At 70.8% G+C, this 15,161-nt stretch carries 13 protein-coding genes and 1 tRNA gene; 7 read left to right on the forward strand and 7 right to left on the reverse strand.

Annotation, left to right across the window (positions count from 1 at the left end; genetic code table 11):
• Positions 1–21: 21 nt before the first annotated feature.
• The 5 genes from ACWF79_RS27720 to ACWF79_RS27740 form a co-directional block, all read right to left on the reverse strand.
• Positions 22–1,488, reverse strand: coding sequence for a peptidoglycan D,D-transpeptidase FtsI family protein (locus ACWF79_RS27720; RefSeq protein ID WP_453730883.1), 1,467 nt, complete (start codon positions 1,486–1,488; stop codon positions 22–24).
• Positions 1,485–2,915, reverse strand: a complete 1,431-nt coding sequence (locus ACWF79_RS27725) for an FtsW/RodA/SpoVE family cell cycle protein (protein WP_453730884.1) — start codon at positions 2,913–2,915, stop codon at positions 1,485–1,487. Before ACWF79_RS27725 ends, ACWF79_RS27720 begins: the two co-directional genes overlap by 4 nt.
• A 26-nt stretch (positions 2,916–2,941) precedes the next feature.
• On the reverse strand, positions 2,942–4,447 hold the full coding sequence (locus ACWF79_RS27730; protein ID WP_453730885.1) for a Stp1/IreP family PP2C-type Ser/Thr phosphatase: 1,506 nt from the start codon (positions 4,445–4,447) through the stop codon (positions 2,942–2,944).
• A gap of 164 nt (positions 4,448–4,611) precedes the next feature.
• On the reverse strand, positions 4,612–5,133 hold the full coding sequence (locus tag ACWF79_RS27735; RefSeq protein WP_453730886.1) for an FHA domain-containing protein FhaB/FipA: 522 nt from the start codon (positions 5,131–5,133) through the stop codon (positions 4,612–4,614).
• Between the two features lie 10 nt (positions 5,134–5,143).
• A complete protein-coding gene (locus ACWF79_RS27740; RefSeq protein ID WP_453730887.1) occupies positions 5,144–6,010 on the reverse strand; it encodes an FhaA domain-containing protein in 867 nt (288 codons plus the stop codon).
• Between the two features lie 515 nt (positions 6,011–6,525).
• Here ACWF79_RS27740 and ACWF79_RS27745 point away from each other — a divergent pair.
• The 3 genes from ACWF79_RS27745 to ACWF79_RS27755 all read left to right on the forward strand — a co-directional run bounded on the left by ACWF79_RS27745 (position 6,526) and on the right by ACWF79_RS27755 (position 9,218).
• Positions 6,526–6,612 (forward strand) — tRNA-Leu (locus ACWF79_RS27745).
• A gap of 227 nt (positions 6,613–6,839) precedes the next feature.
• Positions 6,840–8,519, forward strand: coding sequence for a sensor histidine kinase (locus ACWF79_RS27750; protein WP_453730912.1), 1,680 nt, complete (start codon positions 6,840–6,842; stop codon positions 8,517–8,519).
• 39 nt (positions 8,520–8,558) lie between these two features.
• Positions 8,559–9,218, forward strand: coding sequence for a response regulator (locus tag ACWF79_RS27755; RefSeq protein WP_453730888.1), 660 nt, complete (start codon positions 8,559–8,561; stop codon positions 9,216–9,218).
• Here ACWF79_RS27755 and ACWF79_RS27760 read toward each other — a convergent pair.
• Positions 9,215–9,742: a MarR family winged helix-turn-helix transcriptional regulator gene (locus ACWF79_RS27760; protein WP_453730889.1), complete on the reverse strand. Its 528-nt coding sequence runs from the start codon at positions 9,740–9,742 to the stop codon at positions 9,215–9,217. The two genes, ACWF79_RS27755 and ACWF79_RS27760, sit on opposite strands and share 4 nt — an antisense overlap.
• A 117-nt stretch (positions 9,743–9,859) precedes the next feature.
• Here ACWF79_RS27760 and ACWF79_RS27765 point away from each other — a divergent pair, with 117 nt between their 5' ends.
• The 4 genes from ACWF79_RS27765 to ACWF79_RS27780 all read left to right on the forward strand — a co-directional run bounded on the left by ACWF79_RS27765 (position 9,860) and on the right by ACWF79_RS27780 (position 13,965).
• On the forward strand, positions 9,860–10,945 hold the full coding sequence (locus ACWF79_RS27765) for a hypothetical protein (protein WP_453730890.1): 1,086 nt from the start codon (positions 9,860–9,862) through the stop codon (positions 10,943–10,945).
• 116 nt (positions 10,946–11,061) lie between these two features.
• Positions 11,062–12,510 (forward strand): DUF2252 domain-containing protein, encoded by a 1,449-nt coding sequence (locus ACWF79_RS27770; RefSeq protein ID WP_453730891.1) that lies wholly within the window; start codon positions 11,062–11,064, stop codon positions 12,508–12,510.
• 234 nt (positions 12,511–12,744) lie between these two features.
• A complete protein-coding gene (locus ACWF79_RS27775) occupies positions 12,745–13,566 on the forward strand; it encodes a hypothetical protein (protein WP_453730892.1) in 822 nt (273 codons plus the stop codon).
• Positions 13,567–13,620: 54 nt separating this feature from the next.
• Complete coding sequence (locus ACWF79_RS27780) at positions 13,621–13,965, forward strand: rhodanese-like domain-containing protein (RefSeq protein WP_453730893.1); 345 nt, start codon at positions 13,621–13,623, stop codon at positions 13,963–13,965.
• Positions 13,966–14,000: 35 nt separating this feature from the next.
• On the opposite strand, the gene ACWF79_RS27785 is transcribed toward ACWF79_RS27780, so the two are convergent.
• Positions 14,001–15,134 (reverse strand): acyl-CoA dehydrogenase family protein, encoded by a 1,134-nt coding sequence (locus ACWF79_RS27785; RefSeq protein WP_453730913.1) that lies wholly within the window; start codon positions 15,132–15,134, stop codon positions 14,001–14,003.
• Positions 15,135–15,161 lie beyond the last annotated feature (27 nt).

The raw sequence follows: 15,161 nt of genomic DNA on the forward strand, positions 1-15,161 counted from the left end.
GGCCGGTGCCAGGCCGCAAGGTCAGCTCCTGCTCTTCAGTACCGCCTTCATCACGTCCTTGGCGATCGGTGCGGCGAGGCCACCACCGGAGATGTCCTGGCGGTCCGTGCCCGCGGCGTCCTCGACGATGACGGCCACCGCGACCGGGGAGCCCTGGTCGGTCTTCGCGTACGAGATGAACCAGGCGTAGGGACGCTTGGCGTTCTTCTCGCCGTGCTGGGCCGTACCCGTCTTGCCGCCGACCTTCACGCCGTCCATCTTGACGTCGGCGTTGCCGCCGGTGCCGTCGCTGACGACGTTCTCCATCATCTGCTGGAGCTTTTGCGCGGTCTCCGCGGAGACCGGGCGGCTCATCTCCTCCGGCTCGTTCTGCTTGAGCACGTCGACGTTCGGGGACTCGAGCTTGTCGATCATGTACGGCTTCATCAGCTTGCCGTCGTTGGCGATCGCGGCCGTGACCATGGCCATCTGGAGCGGGGTGGTCGCGGTGTTGAACTGGCCGATGGAGGAGAGCGCGTTCTCGCTTCGCTCCATGTCCTTGTCGTAGACCGAGGCGGCCGAGCGGACGGGCGTGAACTGCTCGGCGTTGAAGCCGAACTTCTCCGCCATCTCCGTCATCTTCTCCAGGCCGACCTCGTCACCGAGCTTGGCGAAGACCGAGTTGCAGGAGACCTCCAGCGCCTGGTTCAGGCTGGCGTTCTCACAGCCACGGGCGTGGTTCTTCATGGGAACCCGGGTGAGCGGGAGGTTGTACGGCTCCGGCGTGTCCGTCGGCGCGTTGATGTCCGTGACCTTGCCGTTCTCCAGCGCCGCGGCCGCCGTGACGACCTTGAAGACGGAGCCGGGCGGGTAGATCTCGCGCAGCGCACGGTTCTGCTTCGGCTTGTTCTTGTCGTTCTCCAGGGCGACCCAGGCCTTCTCGTCCTTCGCGGAGTAGCCGGCGAAGGTCGAGGGGTCGTACGACGGAGTGGACGCGAGGGCGAGGATCTTGCCGGTCTTCGGTTCGATGGCGACGACCGCGCCCGTCTTGTTGCCGAGGCCCTCGAAGGCGGCCTTCTGAGCGGCGCCGCTCAGCGTCGTGACGACATTGCCGCCCTTCTTCTTGTCACCCGTGAACATCGACAGGGTGCGGTCGAAGAAGAGCCGGTCGTCGTTGCCGGTGAGGATGCCGTCCTCGATCTTCTCGATCTGGTTGGCGTCGTACGCCTGCGAGGCGTAGCCGGTCACCGGCGCCCACATCGGGCCGTCCGTGTAGGTGCGCTTGAAGCGGTAGTACGGGTCCTGGGAGTCGATCGAGCCCGTGATCGGCTTGCCGTCCACGATGATGTTGCCGCGCTCGTTGGCGTACCGCTCGATCTGCACCCGCTTGTTACGCGGGTGCGCGTTCAGCTCGTCGGCGCGGACGTACTGCAGCCAGTTGTCCCGGATGAGCAGGGCGAGGACCAGCAGGCCGCAGAAGATCGCGACCCGGCGCAGGGGCTTGTTCACGGACGGACCACCTGGGTCATCTCGGCGTCGGGGGACGGTGCGGGGGCGGGCGCGGGGCGGCGCGCGGTGTCGCTGATCCGGATCAGGATGCCGATCAGGGCCCAGTTGGCGATCACGGAGGAACCGCCGTACGCGAGGAACGGCATCGTCATACCGGTCAGCGGGATGAGCCCCATCACACCACCGGCGACGACGAAGATCTGCAGCGCGAACGCGCCGGAGAGGCCCATGGCGAGCAGCTTGCCGAACGGGTCTCGGGCCGCGAGGGCGGTGCGGACGCCGCGCTCGATGATCAGGCCGTACAGCAGCAGGAAGGCCATCACGCCCGTCAGACCGAGCTCCTCGCCGACGGTGGCGAAGATGAAGTCGGAGTTGGCGGCGAAGCCGATCAGGTCCGAGTTGCCCTGGCCGAGGCCGGTGCCGAGGATGCCGCCGGAACCGAACGACATCAGCACCTGGGACATCTGGTCACAGGCGGCGGCCATGTTCGATCCCTCGGGAGCCGTCTTGAGGCATCCGAAGGGGTCGCTCCACGCGGCCACACGGGACTGGACGTGTCCGGCGAACGAGGCCACGCCGACGGCGCCGGCGACGGACATCAGCAGACCCATGACGATCCAGCTGGTCCGCTCCGTCGCCACGTACAGCATGATCACGAACATGCCGAAGAACAGCAGCGACGTACCGAGGTCGTTCTCGAAGATCAGGATGAGGAGGCTGACGGCCCAGATCGTCAGGATCGGGCCGAGGTCACGCCCGCGCGGCAGGTAGAGGCCCATGAAGCGGCGGCTGGCCAGGGCCAGCGCATCGCGTTTGACCATCAGATAGCCGGAGAAGAAGACCGCCAGGACGATCTTGGCGAACTCACCGGGCTGGATGGAGAACCCGCCGACGCTGATCCAGATCTTGGCGCCGAAGACGTCCGCGCCGAGGCCCGGGACCAGCGGCAGCAGCAGCAGGACGAGCGCCGCGACCATCGAGATGTACGTGTAGCGCTGCAGGACGCGGTGGTCCTTCAGGATCAGCAGCACGCCCACGAACATGGCGATGCCGATCGCCGAGTACAGCATCTGGTTCGGCGCGTCCGGGCTGAACGTCTTGTACCGGGCGATGATGCGCGGCGACTGGTCGAGGCGCCAGATCAGCACCAGGCCCAGACCGTTCAGCAGCGTCGCGAGCGGCAGCAGCAGCGGGTCGGCGTACGGGGCGAACTTGCGCACCACGAGGTGCGCGACGGAGGCGAGCAGGCCGAGGCCGAGGCCGTAGCCGAGCATGCCGGAGGGCACCTCGCCGTCGATCGCCAGGCCGACGTTGAGGTACGCGAAGACCGGGATGACGACGGCGAACGCGAGCAGCGCCAGCTCGGTGTTCCGGCGGCTCGGCGCCTCGATCGCGCCGATGGTGGTCGTGTTGGTGACAACGCTCATGGTGGTGAAAGGCCCCCTACGGGTGCTTACTGCTTGCCGCAGTTCGAGGCCAGCTTCTGCTCGTCCTCCGTGAGGGTGGGGCCCGGGGAGGGAGCGGCTGTGGTGGGCTTGGAGTCGGGGGTCGAACCGTCGGCGGGCGGCTTGCTCGCCTGGTCGGCGGCCTTCTCGGCGGCCTCACGGCGCTGCTCGGTCTTCTTGCAGGCCGAGGCCTGCGCCGAGAGCTCCGCGATCTTCGTCTCGGCCTTGCCGAGGCTGCCGCCGGCGATGGTCTCCTCGACCTGCTTCCGCTGGTAGGGCGGGAGGTACTTGAGTTCGATCTCGGGGTGGTCCTTCTCCACGTCCGAGAGCGAGACCCACGCCAGGTCCTGGCTGATGCCCCGGTAGAGCGCGACGTGCTGGTCCTTGGAGCCGACGTAGTACTGCGTCTGCGTCCAGCGGTAGCCGCCGTACAGACCGCCGCCGACCACCGCGAGCGCCAGGGACAGGAAGAAGATCCGCTTCAGCCACTTCAGGCCGGTGCGCGGCTTCTCGAACTTCTCGTACTTGTCGAAGTCCTCGTCCGTGTACTGCCCGAACGAGCCCTGCGGCGGCATCCCGCCGTACTCGTGGTCGTCTCCACTGCCGGGCGGACCGAAGCCCTGGGGCGGCTGACCGCCGGGCTGCTGGTGCGGCCCCGTGCGGCCCAGGCCGGAGGCCCGGCCGGCCGGGGTCTGCATCGCGCCGCCGTCGGACTGCTGCACCTGGTTCTCGGCGACCGCGCCGACGATGACCGGGGTGTCGCTGAGCTGTCCGGCGAGGGTGTCGCCGCCGTCGACGTCGAGGACGTCGGCGACGATCACCGTGATGTTGTCGGGGCCGCCGCCGCGCAGCGCGAGCTGGATCAGCTCCTGCACGGTCTCCTGCGGGCCCTGGTAGCTGGCGAGGGTGTCTTCCATCGTCTGGTGGGAGACGACTCCGGACAGCCCGTCGGAGCAGATCAGATAGCGGTCGCCGGCCCGGACCTCACGGATCGACAGATCCGGCTCGACGTGGTCGCCGCTGCCGAGCGCGCGCATCAGGAGCGAGCGCTGCGGGTGCGTCGTGGCCTCTTCCTCGGTGATCCGGCCCTCGTCGACGAGCCGCTGCACCCACGTGTGGTCCTGGGTGATCTGCGTGAGCACCCCGTCCCGCAGGAGGTAGGCGCGCGAGTCGCCGACGTGCACGAGACCGAGGCGCTGGCCCGTCCACAGCAGGGCGGTGAGCGTCGTGCCCATGCCCTCCAGCTGGGGGTCCTCCTCGACCATCAGCCGCAGCTGGTCGTTGGCGCGCTGCACCGCGGCGCCGAGGGAGGTGAGGATGTCGGAGCTGGGCACGTCGTCGTCGAGGGTGACCAGCGTCGAGATCACCTCGGAGGAGGCGACCTCACCGGCGGCCTGGCCGCCCATGCCGTCGGCGATGGCGAGCAGCCGCGGACCGGCGTAGCCGGAGTCCTCGTTGCCCTCGCGGATCATGCCCTTGTGCGACCCGGCGGCGAAGCGCAGTGACAGGCTCATGCGCACCTGCCCTGTCGCCGCTGCCTCGGGGTACAGCCGGTCTCGAGCCACACTGCCCACCCTCCGGTCGGGAGCCCGTGCCGGGACGTGGCCCGGGCCTGACGGTCCGCCGCGCGGTCCGTCCCGGCCCGCTCGCTCCGCTCGCGCTCATTCATGACGTAGCACTACTTCCGCAGCTCGATGACGGTCTTGCCGATGCGGATCGGCGCGCCCAGCGGAATCGGCGTGGCGGTGGTGAGACGGGTCCGGTCGAGATACGTGCCGTTGGTGGACCCGAGATCCTCGACGATCCACTGGCCGTCCCGGTCCGGGTAGATCCTGGCGTGCCTGCTGGAGGCGTAGTCGTCGTCCAGCACGATCGTCGAGTCGTGGGCGCGCCCGAGCGTGATGGTCTGCCCCTGCAGGGCGACCGTCGTGCCGGTCAGCGTCCCCTCGGAGACGACGAGTTTGGTCGGGGCGCCGCGGCGCTGGCGGCCGCCGCCCCCGTTCTGCTGTCCGCGCTGCTGCGGCGGCTGGGCCGCCTGGCGCGCGTTCTGCTGCGGACGGGCGTCCTGGCGGCGCGAACCGCGCTGCGTGACACGCGTGCCGAACAGGTCGCTGCGAATGACCTGGACGGCCACGATCACGAACAGCCACAGAACGGCCAGGAAACCCAGCCGCATGACCGTCAGGGTCAGCTCTGACATTGCCCCCGCTTCACCCTTCGGCTTGCCGGTAAACGATGGTGGTGCTGCCCACGACGATCCGCGAGCCGTCGCGGAGCGTAGCGCGGGTGGTGTGCTGCCCGTCCACCACGATGCCGTTGGTGGACCCGAGATCCTGGATCGTCGAGGGCGTTCCGGTCCGGATCTCGCAGTGCCGGCGGGAGACGCCGGGATCGTCGATCCTCACGTCCGCGTCGGTGCTGCGGCCAAGGACCAGAGTCGGGCGGGAGATCTGATGGCGGGTGCCGTTGATCTCGATCCACCGGCGCACCTGTGCGCCGGAGGCAGGCATGGGGCCGGGGCCACCGGCCGCGGGACGGCCGACGGAGGGCGCCTGGCCGGGCGTGTGGCCGGGCCGCTGGCCGGCCGCGCCCGGCGGCGGGGCCGCGGGCATCGGCGGAGCGCCGACCGGGGGGTAGCCGTAGCCGCCCGGCGCGTGGCCGCCCGGCTGGGGGCCCGCGGAGGGGGACTGCTGCTGTGACGAACTCGACGCGAGCGTGCGACTGCGGACCCGGTACAGACCGGTGTCGAGGTCGTCGGCCTTCTCCAGGTGGACCTTGATCGGCCCCATGAAGGTGTACCGCTGCTGCTTCGCGTAGTCGCGGACCAGACCGGCGAGCTCGTCACCGAGCTGGCCCGAGTACGGGCTGAGGCGATCGAAGTCCGGCGTGCTCAGCTCGACGATGAAGTCGTTGGGGACGACGGTCCGCTCGCGGTTCCAGATCGTCGCGTTGTTGTCGCACTCACGCTGGAGAGCGCCCGCGATCTCGACGGGCTGGACCTCGGACTTGAAGACCTTGGCGAAGGTGCCGTTGACCAGACCTTCGAGCCGCTGTTCGAAACGCTTCAGGACTCCCATGGGGCACCTCCTCCGTCGTTGTCGTCCTGGTACTGCTTACTGATCGTATCCACGCGTCGGGAAATCGGCTGGTTCCCCTTCTCTGCCCTGTGGACGAGTGTCACCTCTCACAGACCTTCCCCACGGATCGTAGAGGCGGCCCCTGGACAGTGTCCCGCACCCGGGGAGCAAGCAGGAGGAGTGGGGCCGGGCGGTGGGGTCGGTCCGTCCCGTTCCTCCCGTTACCCGTCCACTCTTCGTCTTCTCTTCGCCCGGCCGCTTCTCCCCGTCCTCGGCCGCCCGTCCCTTCCTCGTCCCTTTCTCCCCTTTCCTCGCGCCTCCATCCCGTCTCCATCGCGTCTCCCTCCCGTCTCCCTCCCTGCGTCCTTCTCCCTTGCTCCTCCGCTCCCTGTGTCCCTGTTCGTTCGCGGAGGGGGTCAAACAACGGATGTGAATCCACCGTCTGCGACGTGCTAATCTTCAGATGTCGCCAGGCGATCGCACCGAAAGGTGAGGGAGCCCGGAGCACACCCAATGCGCGGGTGGCGGAATAGGCAGACGCGCTGGATTCAGGTTCCAGTGCCCGCAAGGGCGTGGGGGTTCAACTCCCCCCTCGCGCACCAGACGGAAGCCCCGTAGGTCATCGACCTACGGGGCTTCCGCGTTGTCCGCCTCACTGTTGCGCCGGGTGGGGCGGGGCGGTGTGAGTGATGCGACGTTCGTCGTTGGGGAGCGCGACGAAAGAGAGCCGCGGGTGAGGTGCGCCGCTGCCTAAGGTGCGAGCGTGGACGCGACTTCGAAGATCAGGGCAGGGATCGGCGCCGCGTGGGACTGGTTCGCGGCACCCGGGATGTGGTCGCGGCGCAGGACCGCCGGCGAGGCGGTGCTCGCCGTCGTGATGGGGCTGCTCGCCGCAGGCACCGACGAACTGCTGGGCGGCGAGGGGTGGCGGCTCGCGGTGGTGGGCCTGGCGGCCGCCGCGCTGTCGCTGCTGCGCCGCCGGCTGCCCGTGGCTGTGCTCATCGTCACGGGAGGCTGCGCACCGGTCGTGCCCGGCTTCCTCGTCCTGCTGATACTCGTCGGCTGGTCGTCCGGCCGGTACATCGCCGGGGCCGGACGGGCGCTGATCGCCTACACCGTCGCGTACGTGTTGAACGTCTCGGCGAGCCTGGTCGAGATCTGGGACCTGCACCGGACGCTGACCATCGTCTTCATGTCGACGCTCTACTTCCTGGCGACGACCCTGGCGCCCGGCCTCGCCAACCGGTACTGGACGCAGCGCAGGACCCTGCTCCACGCCCTGCAGGAGGGCAACGCCCAGCTGCTGCGCGAGCGCGCGATGGTGGTCGGGCAGGCCCGGCTTCTCGAACGGCAGCGGATCGCCCAGGACATGCACGACAGCCTCGGGCACCAGCTCGCGCTGATCGCCGTCCACACCGGCGCCCTGGAGGTCGACCGGGAGCTGACCGACCGCCAGCGGGAGGCCGTGGGGGTGCTGCGCAACGCGTCGGTGACCGCGATGCACGAGCTGCGCGAGGTCGTCGGCATCCTGCGCGACGGCGTCCACGCCGGGCCGGAGACGGCGGCGGCCCTGCCGGCGGGGGCGGGCGACGGGTCGGGACGGGCGGCGCGGGGAACCGCCGGTATCGAGGGGCTCGTCCACGCGTCGCGGGCCGCGGGGAACCGGGTGGAGCTGCGGCGGCGCGGGGAGCACCGGCCCCTGCCGCCGGCCGCCGACCACGCCGCGTACCGGATCGTCCAGGAGGCGCTGACCAACGCCTACAAGCACGCGCCGGGCGCGCTCATCGACGTCGAAGTGCGCTACGAGCCGGACTCCCTGGTCGTGGAGATCGTCAACGAGGCGGCCGAGAAAGCCCCGGAGGGGGTGGTCAGCGGGGGACAGGGGCTGACCGGGCTGCACGAGCGGGCCCGGCTCGTCGGAGGCATCGTCCACGCGGGGCCGGTGGACGGCGGGGGGTTCCGGGTCGCCGGGATGCTGCCCTACGGGGTGGTGGAGGCAGCGCCTTTGGTCGATGCGGCCGACGACTTCCGGCAGCAGTCGACGAAGCCCCTGGTCGGCCACCGTGGTGGGGTCGCGGTCGGACAGGCCGACTGGACGGTCACGGAACGGGAGCTGGCGATGGCGATGCGCGGGGGCAGGAACACGGGCGGCGGGGTCGCGCTGGGATGCGGGATAGCGTTCGCGGCTCTGGTGCTGCTGCTGGTGGCGGGCGGCTTCGGCATCTACTTCCTGGTCGGATCCGTGGAGAAGGGCATGATCGAACCGGCCGAGTACGACGCCGTCACGGTCGGCGCCCCCGAGCAGGAGGTACGCGACCGGCTGCCGTCCGGCGACACCATCGCCACCACCGGACTGCACGGCAAGGGCCCCAAGGAGCCCGAAGGATCGAAGTGCCTGGTACTGATGTCCTCCGAGATGGGGAGCGACATGGAGTCCGAGCCGGTTTTCCGGTTCTGCTTCAAGGACGGCAAGCTGATCGAAAAGAAGTCGTACGAGGTCACGCGCTAGTGCTGACCCGCCCGAACCGGTAGCCGTTGGGGAGTAGCTGTGGCAGGGCAGCGCATCAGGGTCGTGATCGCCGATGACGAGCCGCTGATCAGGGCCGGGATCCGGATGATCCTCACCTCGGACGAGGCCATCGAGGTGGTCGCGGAGGCGGCGAACGGCAGGGAGGCCGTCGAGCACGTGCGCGCGCACGTCGCCGACGTCGTGTTGCTCGACATCCAGATGCCAGTGCTCGACGGACTGTCCGCGCTGCCGGAACTGCGCCGCGTGGCGCCCTCGACGAGGGTGATCGTGCTGACGACGTTCGGCGAGCGGGAGAACGTGCTGCGGGCCCTGGAGCACGGGGGCGCCGGGTTCCTGCTCAAGGACACGGCACCGGCCGAGCTGATCCGCGCGGTACGGGCCGCGGCGGCGGGAGACGCGTATCTCTCGCCCGCCGCCACCCGTCACGTCGTGGAACAGCTGGCCTCGGGCCGTGAGGTGGCCCGCGCGGAGCAGGCCCGGGGGCGGGTCGCGGCGTTGAGCGAGAAGGAGCGTGAGGTCCTCGCCCTTCTCGGCGAGGGGTTGTCCAACGCGGACGCGGGGCGCCGCCTGCACATGAGCGAGGCCACGGTGAAGACGTACGTCAGCCGGATCCTGGCGAAGCTGGGCTGTGAGAACCGGGTGCAGGCGGCGCTGCTGGCACGGGACGCCGGGCTCTAGGCCTCGGTCGTCGAGGCGCGCCGGTCGCTCGGGTCGCTCGGGGCACTCGAGGCGCCAAGGGCGCTGGGGCCGGTGGTGGGGAGGACCGCGGTGCCCGCGGCGTTGTAGCGGAGCAGGTACGAGGCGAAGCGGGCGAGGTCCTCGGCCGACCAGTCCTTCAGACGCTCCTGGTAGGCGGCATGACGGCTCGCCTGAGTGGCCGCGAGCACGCGGCTGCCCGCCGCGGTGGGATGCAGGACCTGGACCCGGTGGTCCTCCGGGTCCGCTCGGCGTTCCACCAGGCCGAGCTTCTCCAGGCTGCCGATCTGACGGCTGACCGTCGACTTGTCCAGCAGGTAGTGGGCGGCGAGGTCCGTGGCCCGGCAGCCCTGCTGGTCGTCGATGTGGGCGAGCAGGGTGTACGACACGAGCGGCAGGTCCGGATGGAGCCGGGCGGCCGTGGCGCGGGCGCGCCGGGCGAAGGCCGTCAGCTCCCGCTGGATGGTGTCGACGGAGGCCTCGCGCGGGCCGTCGCCGTCGGTCATGGTGCGCTCCGGGGGTCGTTCACCGGTTCTGTGGGTTCAGTTGCAGAGTACAACCTCCAATTCTAGGTGTATGGTACAAGCGTATTCAGTTGTAAAAACCAACCATGGAGGTGCTCGGTGTCCGCAGGACTCCCCTCCGCATCCGCGGGAACGGCGTCGACAGGTGCGCTGCGCCATGTGCTCGGACATCTGCTCACCCCGCTGCTGATGTGCGTCGGCATGGGGCTCGCCTACCTCGGCGCGTTCCACGCCCCCCACCCCCACGACCTGCGCGTCGACGTCGTCGGCTCCGGGCCACCCGCCCAGGTCCTCGCCCAGACCCTCCACGACAAGGGCGACGGCGCCCTCGACGTCCGTACCGTCCCCGACCGGGCGACCGCCGTCGCCGCCCTGCGCCGGCAGACCTCCTACGGCGCCTACCTCCCCGGCACCCGCCCCGAACTGCTCATCGCCTCGGCCTCCTCCGACACCAGCGCCATGGCCGTCGAGAAGGTCTTCACCCAGGTCGCCGCCGGACAGGACGCACCCCTGAAGGTCACCGACGTGGCCCCCGTCTCGGACGGCGACCCCACCGGACAGGGCGTCTTCTTCCTCCTGGTCGCGCTCAGCATCGGTTCGTACGCGTCCGTCGCCGTCATCGGCGGCGCGGGCGCCGTCCTGCCCCTGCGCGTCCGCGCCCTGCTCGCCGCCGGAATGTCCCTCGTCGTGAGCGTCGTCGGCGCTGCCTTCGCCGGACCCCTCTTCCACCTCGTCGACCAAGGACTCGGCGGACTCTGGGCGATGTCCTGGCTGTACTCGGCCGGCATCCTGCTGATCGGCGTCGGACTCCACACCTTCCTGCGCCGCTGGACCACCCTCGGCGTGATGGTCCTCTTCGTCATGCTCAACTTCACCAGCTCCGGCGGGATCTACCGACCCGAGCTGCAGCCCGGCTTCTTCGGCGCCCTGCACGCCTTCTGGAACGGCGCCGGATTCGTCGAAGGCGTCCGCAGCCACGTCTACTTCGACGGCAACGCCCTGGGCGGACACCTCCTGGTCCTCGTGCTCTGGCTGCTCGCCGGCGTGGCTATCACGGTGTGCGCGGGCCTCGCCGAGGCACGCCGCCGCCCCGCAGCGGAGCCCGAGGCCGAGGCCGAGCAGGAACGTGAGCGCGGAATGGAGCAGGAACGGGAGCAGGAAATGGAGGAGGCCGTCGCGGTCTGAGCGTTGTCCACAGGCCGTTGTCCACAGGGGAAGACGGGCCGTCGAACCCGGCGGTACCGTCATCCCCGTTGATGTTGAACAGCACAGGACAGCACGAAGTCGGGGGAGGGCGTCTCATGGGCGAGATCCGGTCAGCGGTACCGGGACAGCGAGACACGGACGGCGGGCGCGTTCCACACGTGCCCGGATTCGCCCGGCGAGCCGCAGCGGGGGTCACCAACTCCCCGAAGAAACAGGGCAAGCACCTGCGCACGCGCGTCCCGCGCGCCACCCACGACACCCTCGCCCTCGCCGCGGACCGGCCCGACGCCCTCCGCGCCGTCGAGGACTCCAGCCGCGACCGCGTTCCGGAGCTCGCCCCCATACGCGTCGGACGCATGGCCGCGAGCCCCTTCGCGTTCCTCCGCGGCTCCGCCGGACTCATGGCCCACGACCTCACAGGCTCCCCGGTCACCGGCGTCGCCGCCCAGATCTGCGGCGACGCGCACGCCGCCAACTTCGGCCTCTACGGAGACGCCCGCGGAGGTCTCGTCATCGACCTCAACGACTTCGACGAGACCGTCGTCGGCCCCTGGGAATGGGACCTCAAGCGACTGGCCACCTCCCTGGTGCTCGCCGGACGGGAGACAGGCGCCGACGAGGACACCTGCCGCGCCGCCGCTTTCGACGCCGTCGGCGCCTACCGGCGGACCATGCGCCTGCTGGCCAAGCTCCCCGCCCTCGACGCCTGGAACGCCATCGCCGACGAGGAGCTCGTCTCCCACACCGACGCCCGCGACCTGCTCGGCACCCTCGAACGCGTCTCGGCCAAGGCCCGCAACAACACCAGCGCACGCTTCGCCGCCAGATCCACCGAGTCCGTGACCGACGCCGACGGCGGAGGCCGCCGGTTCGTGGACGCGCCGCCCGTCCTGCGCCGGGTCCCCGACGAGGAGGCGGCCGCGGTCGCCGCAGCGCTCGGCTCCTACCTGCACACCGTCTCGGAGGACCGGCTGCCGCTGCTCGCGCGGTACGCCGTCCACGACGTCGCCTTCCGCGTCGTCGGCACCGGCAGCGTCGGGACCCGCTCGTACGTGGTGCTGCTGCTCGACCACCGCGGCGAAGCGCTCGTCCTCCAGGTGAAGGAGGCGCGTGCCTCCGCCCTGCTCCCGCACCTGCCGGCCGTCGGCTTCACCGTCCCGGACGCGGGGCACGAAGGCCGGCGCGTGGTCCTCGGGCAGAAGCGGATGCAGGTCGTCAGCGACATCCTGCTGGGCTGGACCACGGTCCAAGGACGACCGTTCCAGGTGCGCCAGTTCCGTAACCGCAAGGGCAGCGTCGACCCGGCCGCGCTCACTCCCGACCAGCTCGACGACTACGGCCGCATGACCGGCGCGCTGCTGGCCCGCGCCCACGCCCACAGCGCCGACCCGCGCCTCATATCGGGCTACTGCGGCAAGAGCGAGGAGCTCGACGAGGCCATCGCGTCCTTCGCCGTCGCCTACGCCGACCGCACCACGGCGGACCACACCGACCTGGTGACGGCGATACGCGACGGTCGGATAGCGGCCGAACTCGGAGTGTGACGGCTCGGTGACGGCGGCCCAGTGACGGGTCGACCTGCTCGGGCGCCGGTCTGTCCGGAGGCCGGCCTGCCCGGAGGCCGGGACGCCGGGCGGGCGGGACGTCGGGCGGGCGGGACGCCGGCCTGCCCGGGCGACGGGTAGACCCGGGCGACGGGCCACGGGGGTGGGGCATCGGGGGTGGGGGAGGGGGGAGGGAGGGGGGAGGCCCCCCCCGAGGGACCGTAGGCTGGTGGGGTGACCGACCGGAGCGAGGACGTGGGCGTGGACCAGGACGAGCGGCCTGAGGCTCGGCTGGAGAAGGCCGTGCGGGTGGCCGAGCAGGCGCTGATCGAGTTCGAGATCGCCGTGGAGACCTTCCGCGTCGAGGTCGACAACTTCTCCCGGCTGCACCACCAGAAGCTCGGGCCGATGTATGCGCGGCTCGACGAACTGGACGCGCAGATCGCCGAGGCGCGGGCGGCCCGGACTGGAGACCCCGAAGATCTGCGGCGGGCGCAGGAGGCGCGGGCGGTCGTCATGCCGATGCCCGGCGTCGAGGAGCTCTTCCACGACTGGATCGACTCCGAGGGGCTCTCCCCCGAGGCCGCGGCGATGCTGACCGAGCAGCCCGTGCAGCCGCCCAAGCGGGTCCGGCCCGGTGAGGAGGCCCGGAAGCTGTATCGCGAGCTGGCCCGGCAGGCTCACCCGGACCTGGCGCGCGAGGAGGACGAGCGCAAGCGGCGCGAGGAGTTCATCACCCGGGTGAACGCCGCCTACGCCCGAGGTGACGTGGCGTTGCTGCGCGAGCTGTCCGCCGAGTGGGCGGCCGGTCCGGTGACCGAGGCGGAGCGGCTCAGCGAGAGCGAGGAGCTGTACGCGCGGCTGGAGTGGCTGTCGCAGCGCAAGGAGCTGCTGACCCTTGTCGCGCGGGAGCTGGAGGAGAGCGCGATCGGCGCGATGCTGAAGATGGCGCCCGACGACCCCGATCAGCTCCTTGAGGAGATCGCCGAGCAGCTGCTCGCGCAGGTCTCCGAGCGGGAGGGCGAGCTGGCCGCGCTGGCGCGGCCGGTGCAGTAGGTTTCCACAAGGCTCGATCCCTTCGAGCCGTTCGTACGAGAGAAGGCCTGTCCCATGAACTTCGCCCCGCTCCCCTCGGTGGACGTGGCTTCCGTGCCGGCCGACGCCCTGGTGCTGGACGTCCGTGAGGACGACGAGTGGGCGGCCGGGCACGCCGAGGGTGCGCTGCATGTGCCGATGAGCGACTTCGTGGCGCGCTTCGGTGAAGTGACCGAGGCGGTGGCCGACGGGCGTCGGGCGTATGTGATGTGCCGGGTGGGTGGCCGGTCGGCGCAGGTCACGCAGTATCTGGTGCAGCAGGGGATCGACGCGGTGAACGTCGACGGCGGCATGATCGCCTGGGACGAGGCCGGTCGGCCGGTGGTGACGGAGGCCGGATCCCCGGGCTTCGTGGCCTGATCCGTTTCCGGCCCGGGGCTCGGTCCTGGGGCTGATCAGCCGAGGGGGTGGGCGGCCAGCAGGTCGCCCAGGGCTTCTTCGTGCGCGGCGGCCGGGCCGAGGGCGAGTTCGAGCTGTTTGGCCCAGGCGTGGTAGCGGTGCAGCGGGTAGTCGGTGTCGGCGCCGAAGCCGCCGTGGAGGTGCTGGGCGGTCTGCACCACGCGGCGTACGCCTTCCGAGGCCCAGATCTTGGCGACCGCGATGTCCGCGGCGGGCGGGAGGGGGCCGCCTGCTCCGGTGCTGATGCGCCAGGCGGCCTGCCAGAGGGTGACCTCCATGGCGCGCAGGTCGATGTAGCGGTCGGCGGCCTGGACGGCGACGGCCTGGAAGGTGGCCACGGGGTGGCCGAACTGTTCGCGTTTGCCGGTGTATTGGCTCGTCATGGCGAGGACGTTCTCGCCGAGCCCGAGGGCGAGGGCACAGGTGCCGGTGGCGAGGACGCCGCGGAGCCAGTCCCAGGCGCCGTCGGTGTCGATGACGTCGGCGGTGTCGAGGCGTACGGAGTCCAGGTGTAGTTCGGCGAGGAGTTCGCCGCTGGTGGAGAACTGCGCGGCCAGGGTGAGGCCGGGCTGGGTGCGGGGGACCAGGGCGAGGACGGTCTGTCCTTCGGCGGTGTGGGCGGGGACGGCGATCCTGTCCGCTCCGTGGGCCCAGGGGACGGCGCTCTGCAGGCCGTCGAGGATCCAGTGGGTGCCGTCGAGGTGGGCGGTGACGGCGAGTTCGGCGGGGTCGTGGCCGGTGTGCCCGTTGGAGGCGGCGGTGAGGACGAGTTCGCCGCGGCCGACGCGGGGGAGGAGTTCTGCCGCGGTGCGCGGGTCGGCGTAGCGTTCGACGGTCATGGCGACCGCGCTGGTCTCCAGGAGGGGGACGCGGGCGAGGACGCGGGCGGATTCGCGCAGGACGAGGCAGAGGGCGATGGTGTCGAGTCCGGCGCCGCCGTGTTCGGGGGCGAGGACGAGGCTGAGCAGGTCGGCGCCGGCGAGGCGGGACCAGAGCGGGCGGTCGAAGTCGTCGGCGACGGCTCCGGGGGTGAGCGCGGGGCTCGGTACGGCGTCGGGGGTGACGCCGGAGAAGACCGCTTTGGCCGCCTCGACGGCCGCCTGCTGTTCCTCGGTGAAGGTGAAGTCCACGGCCATGCCCTCCCGTTGCCTGTCTGA

It is taken from the genome of Streptomyces sp. NPDC054975 (assembly GCF_053609105.1).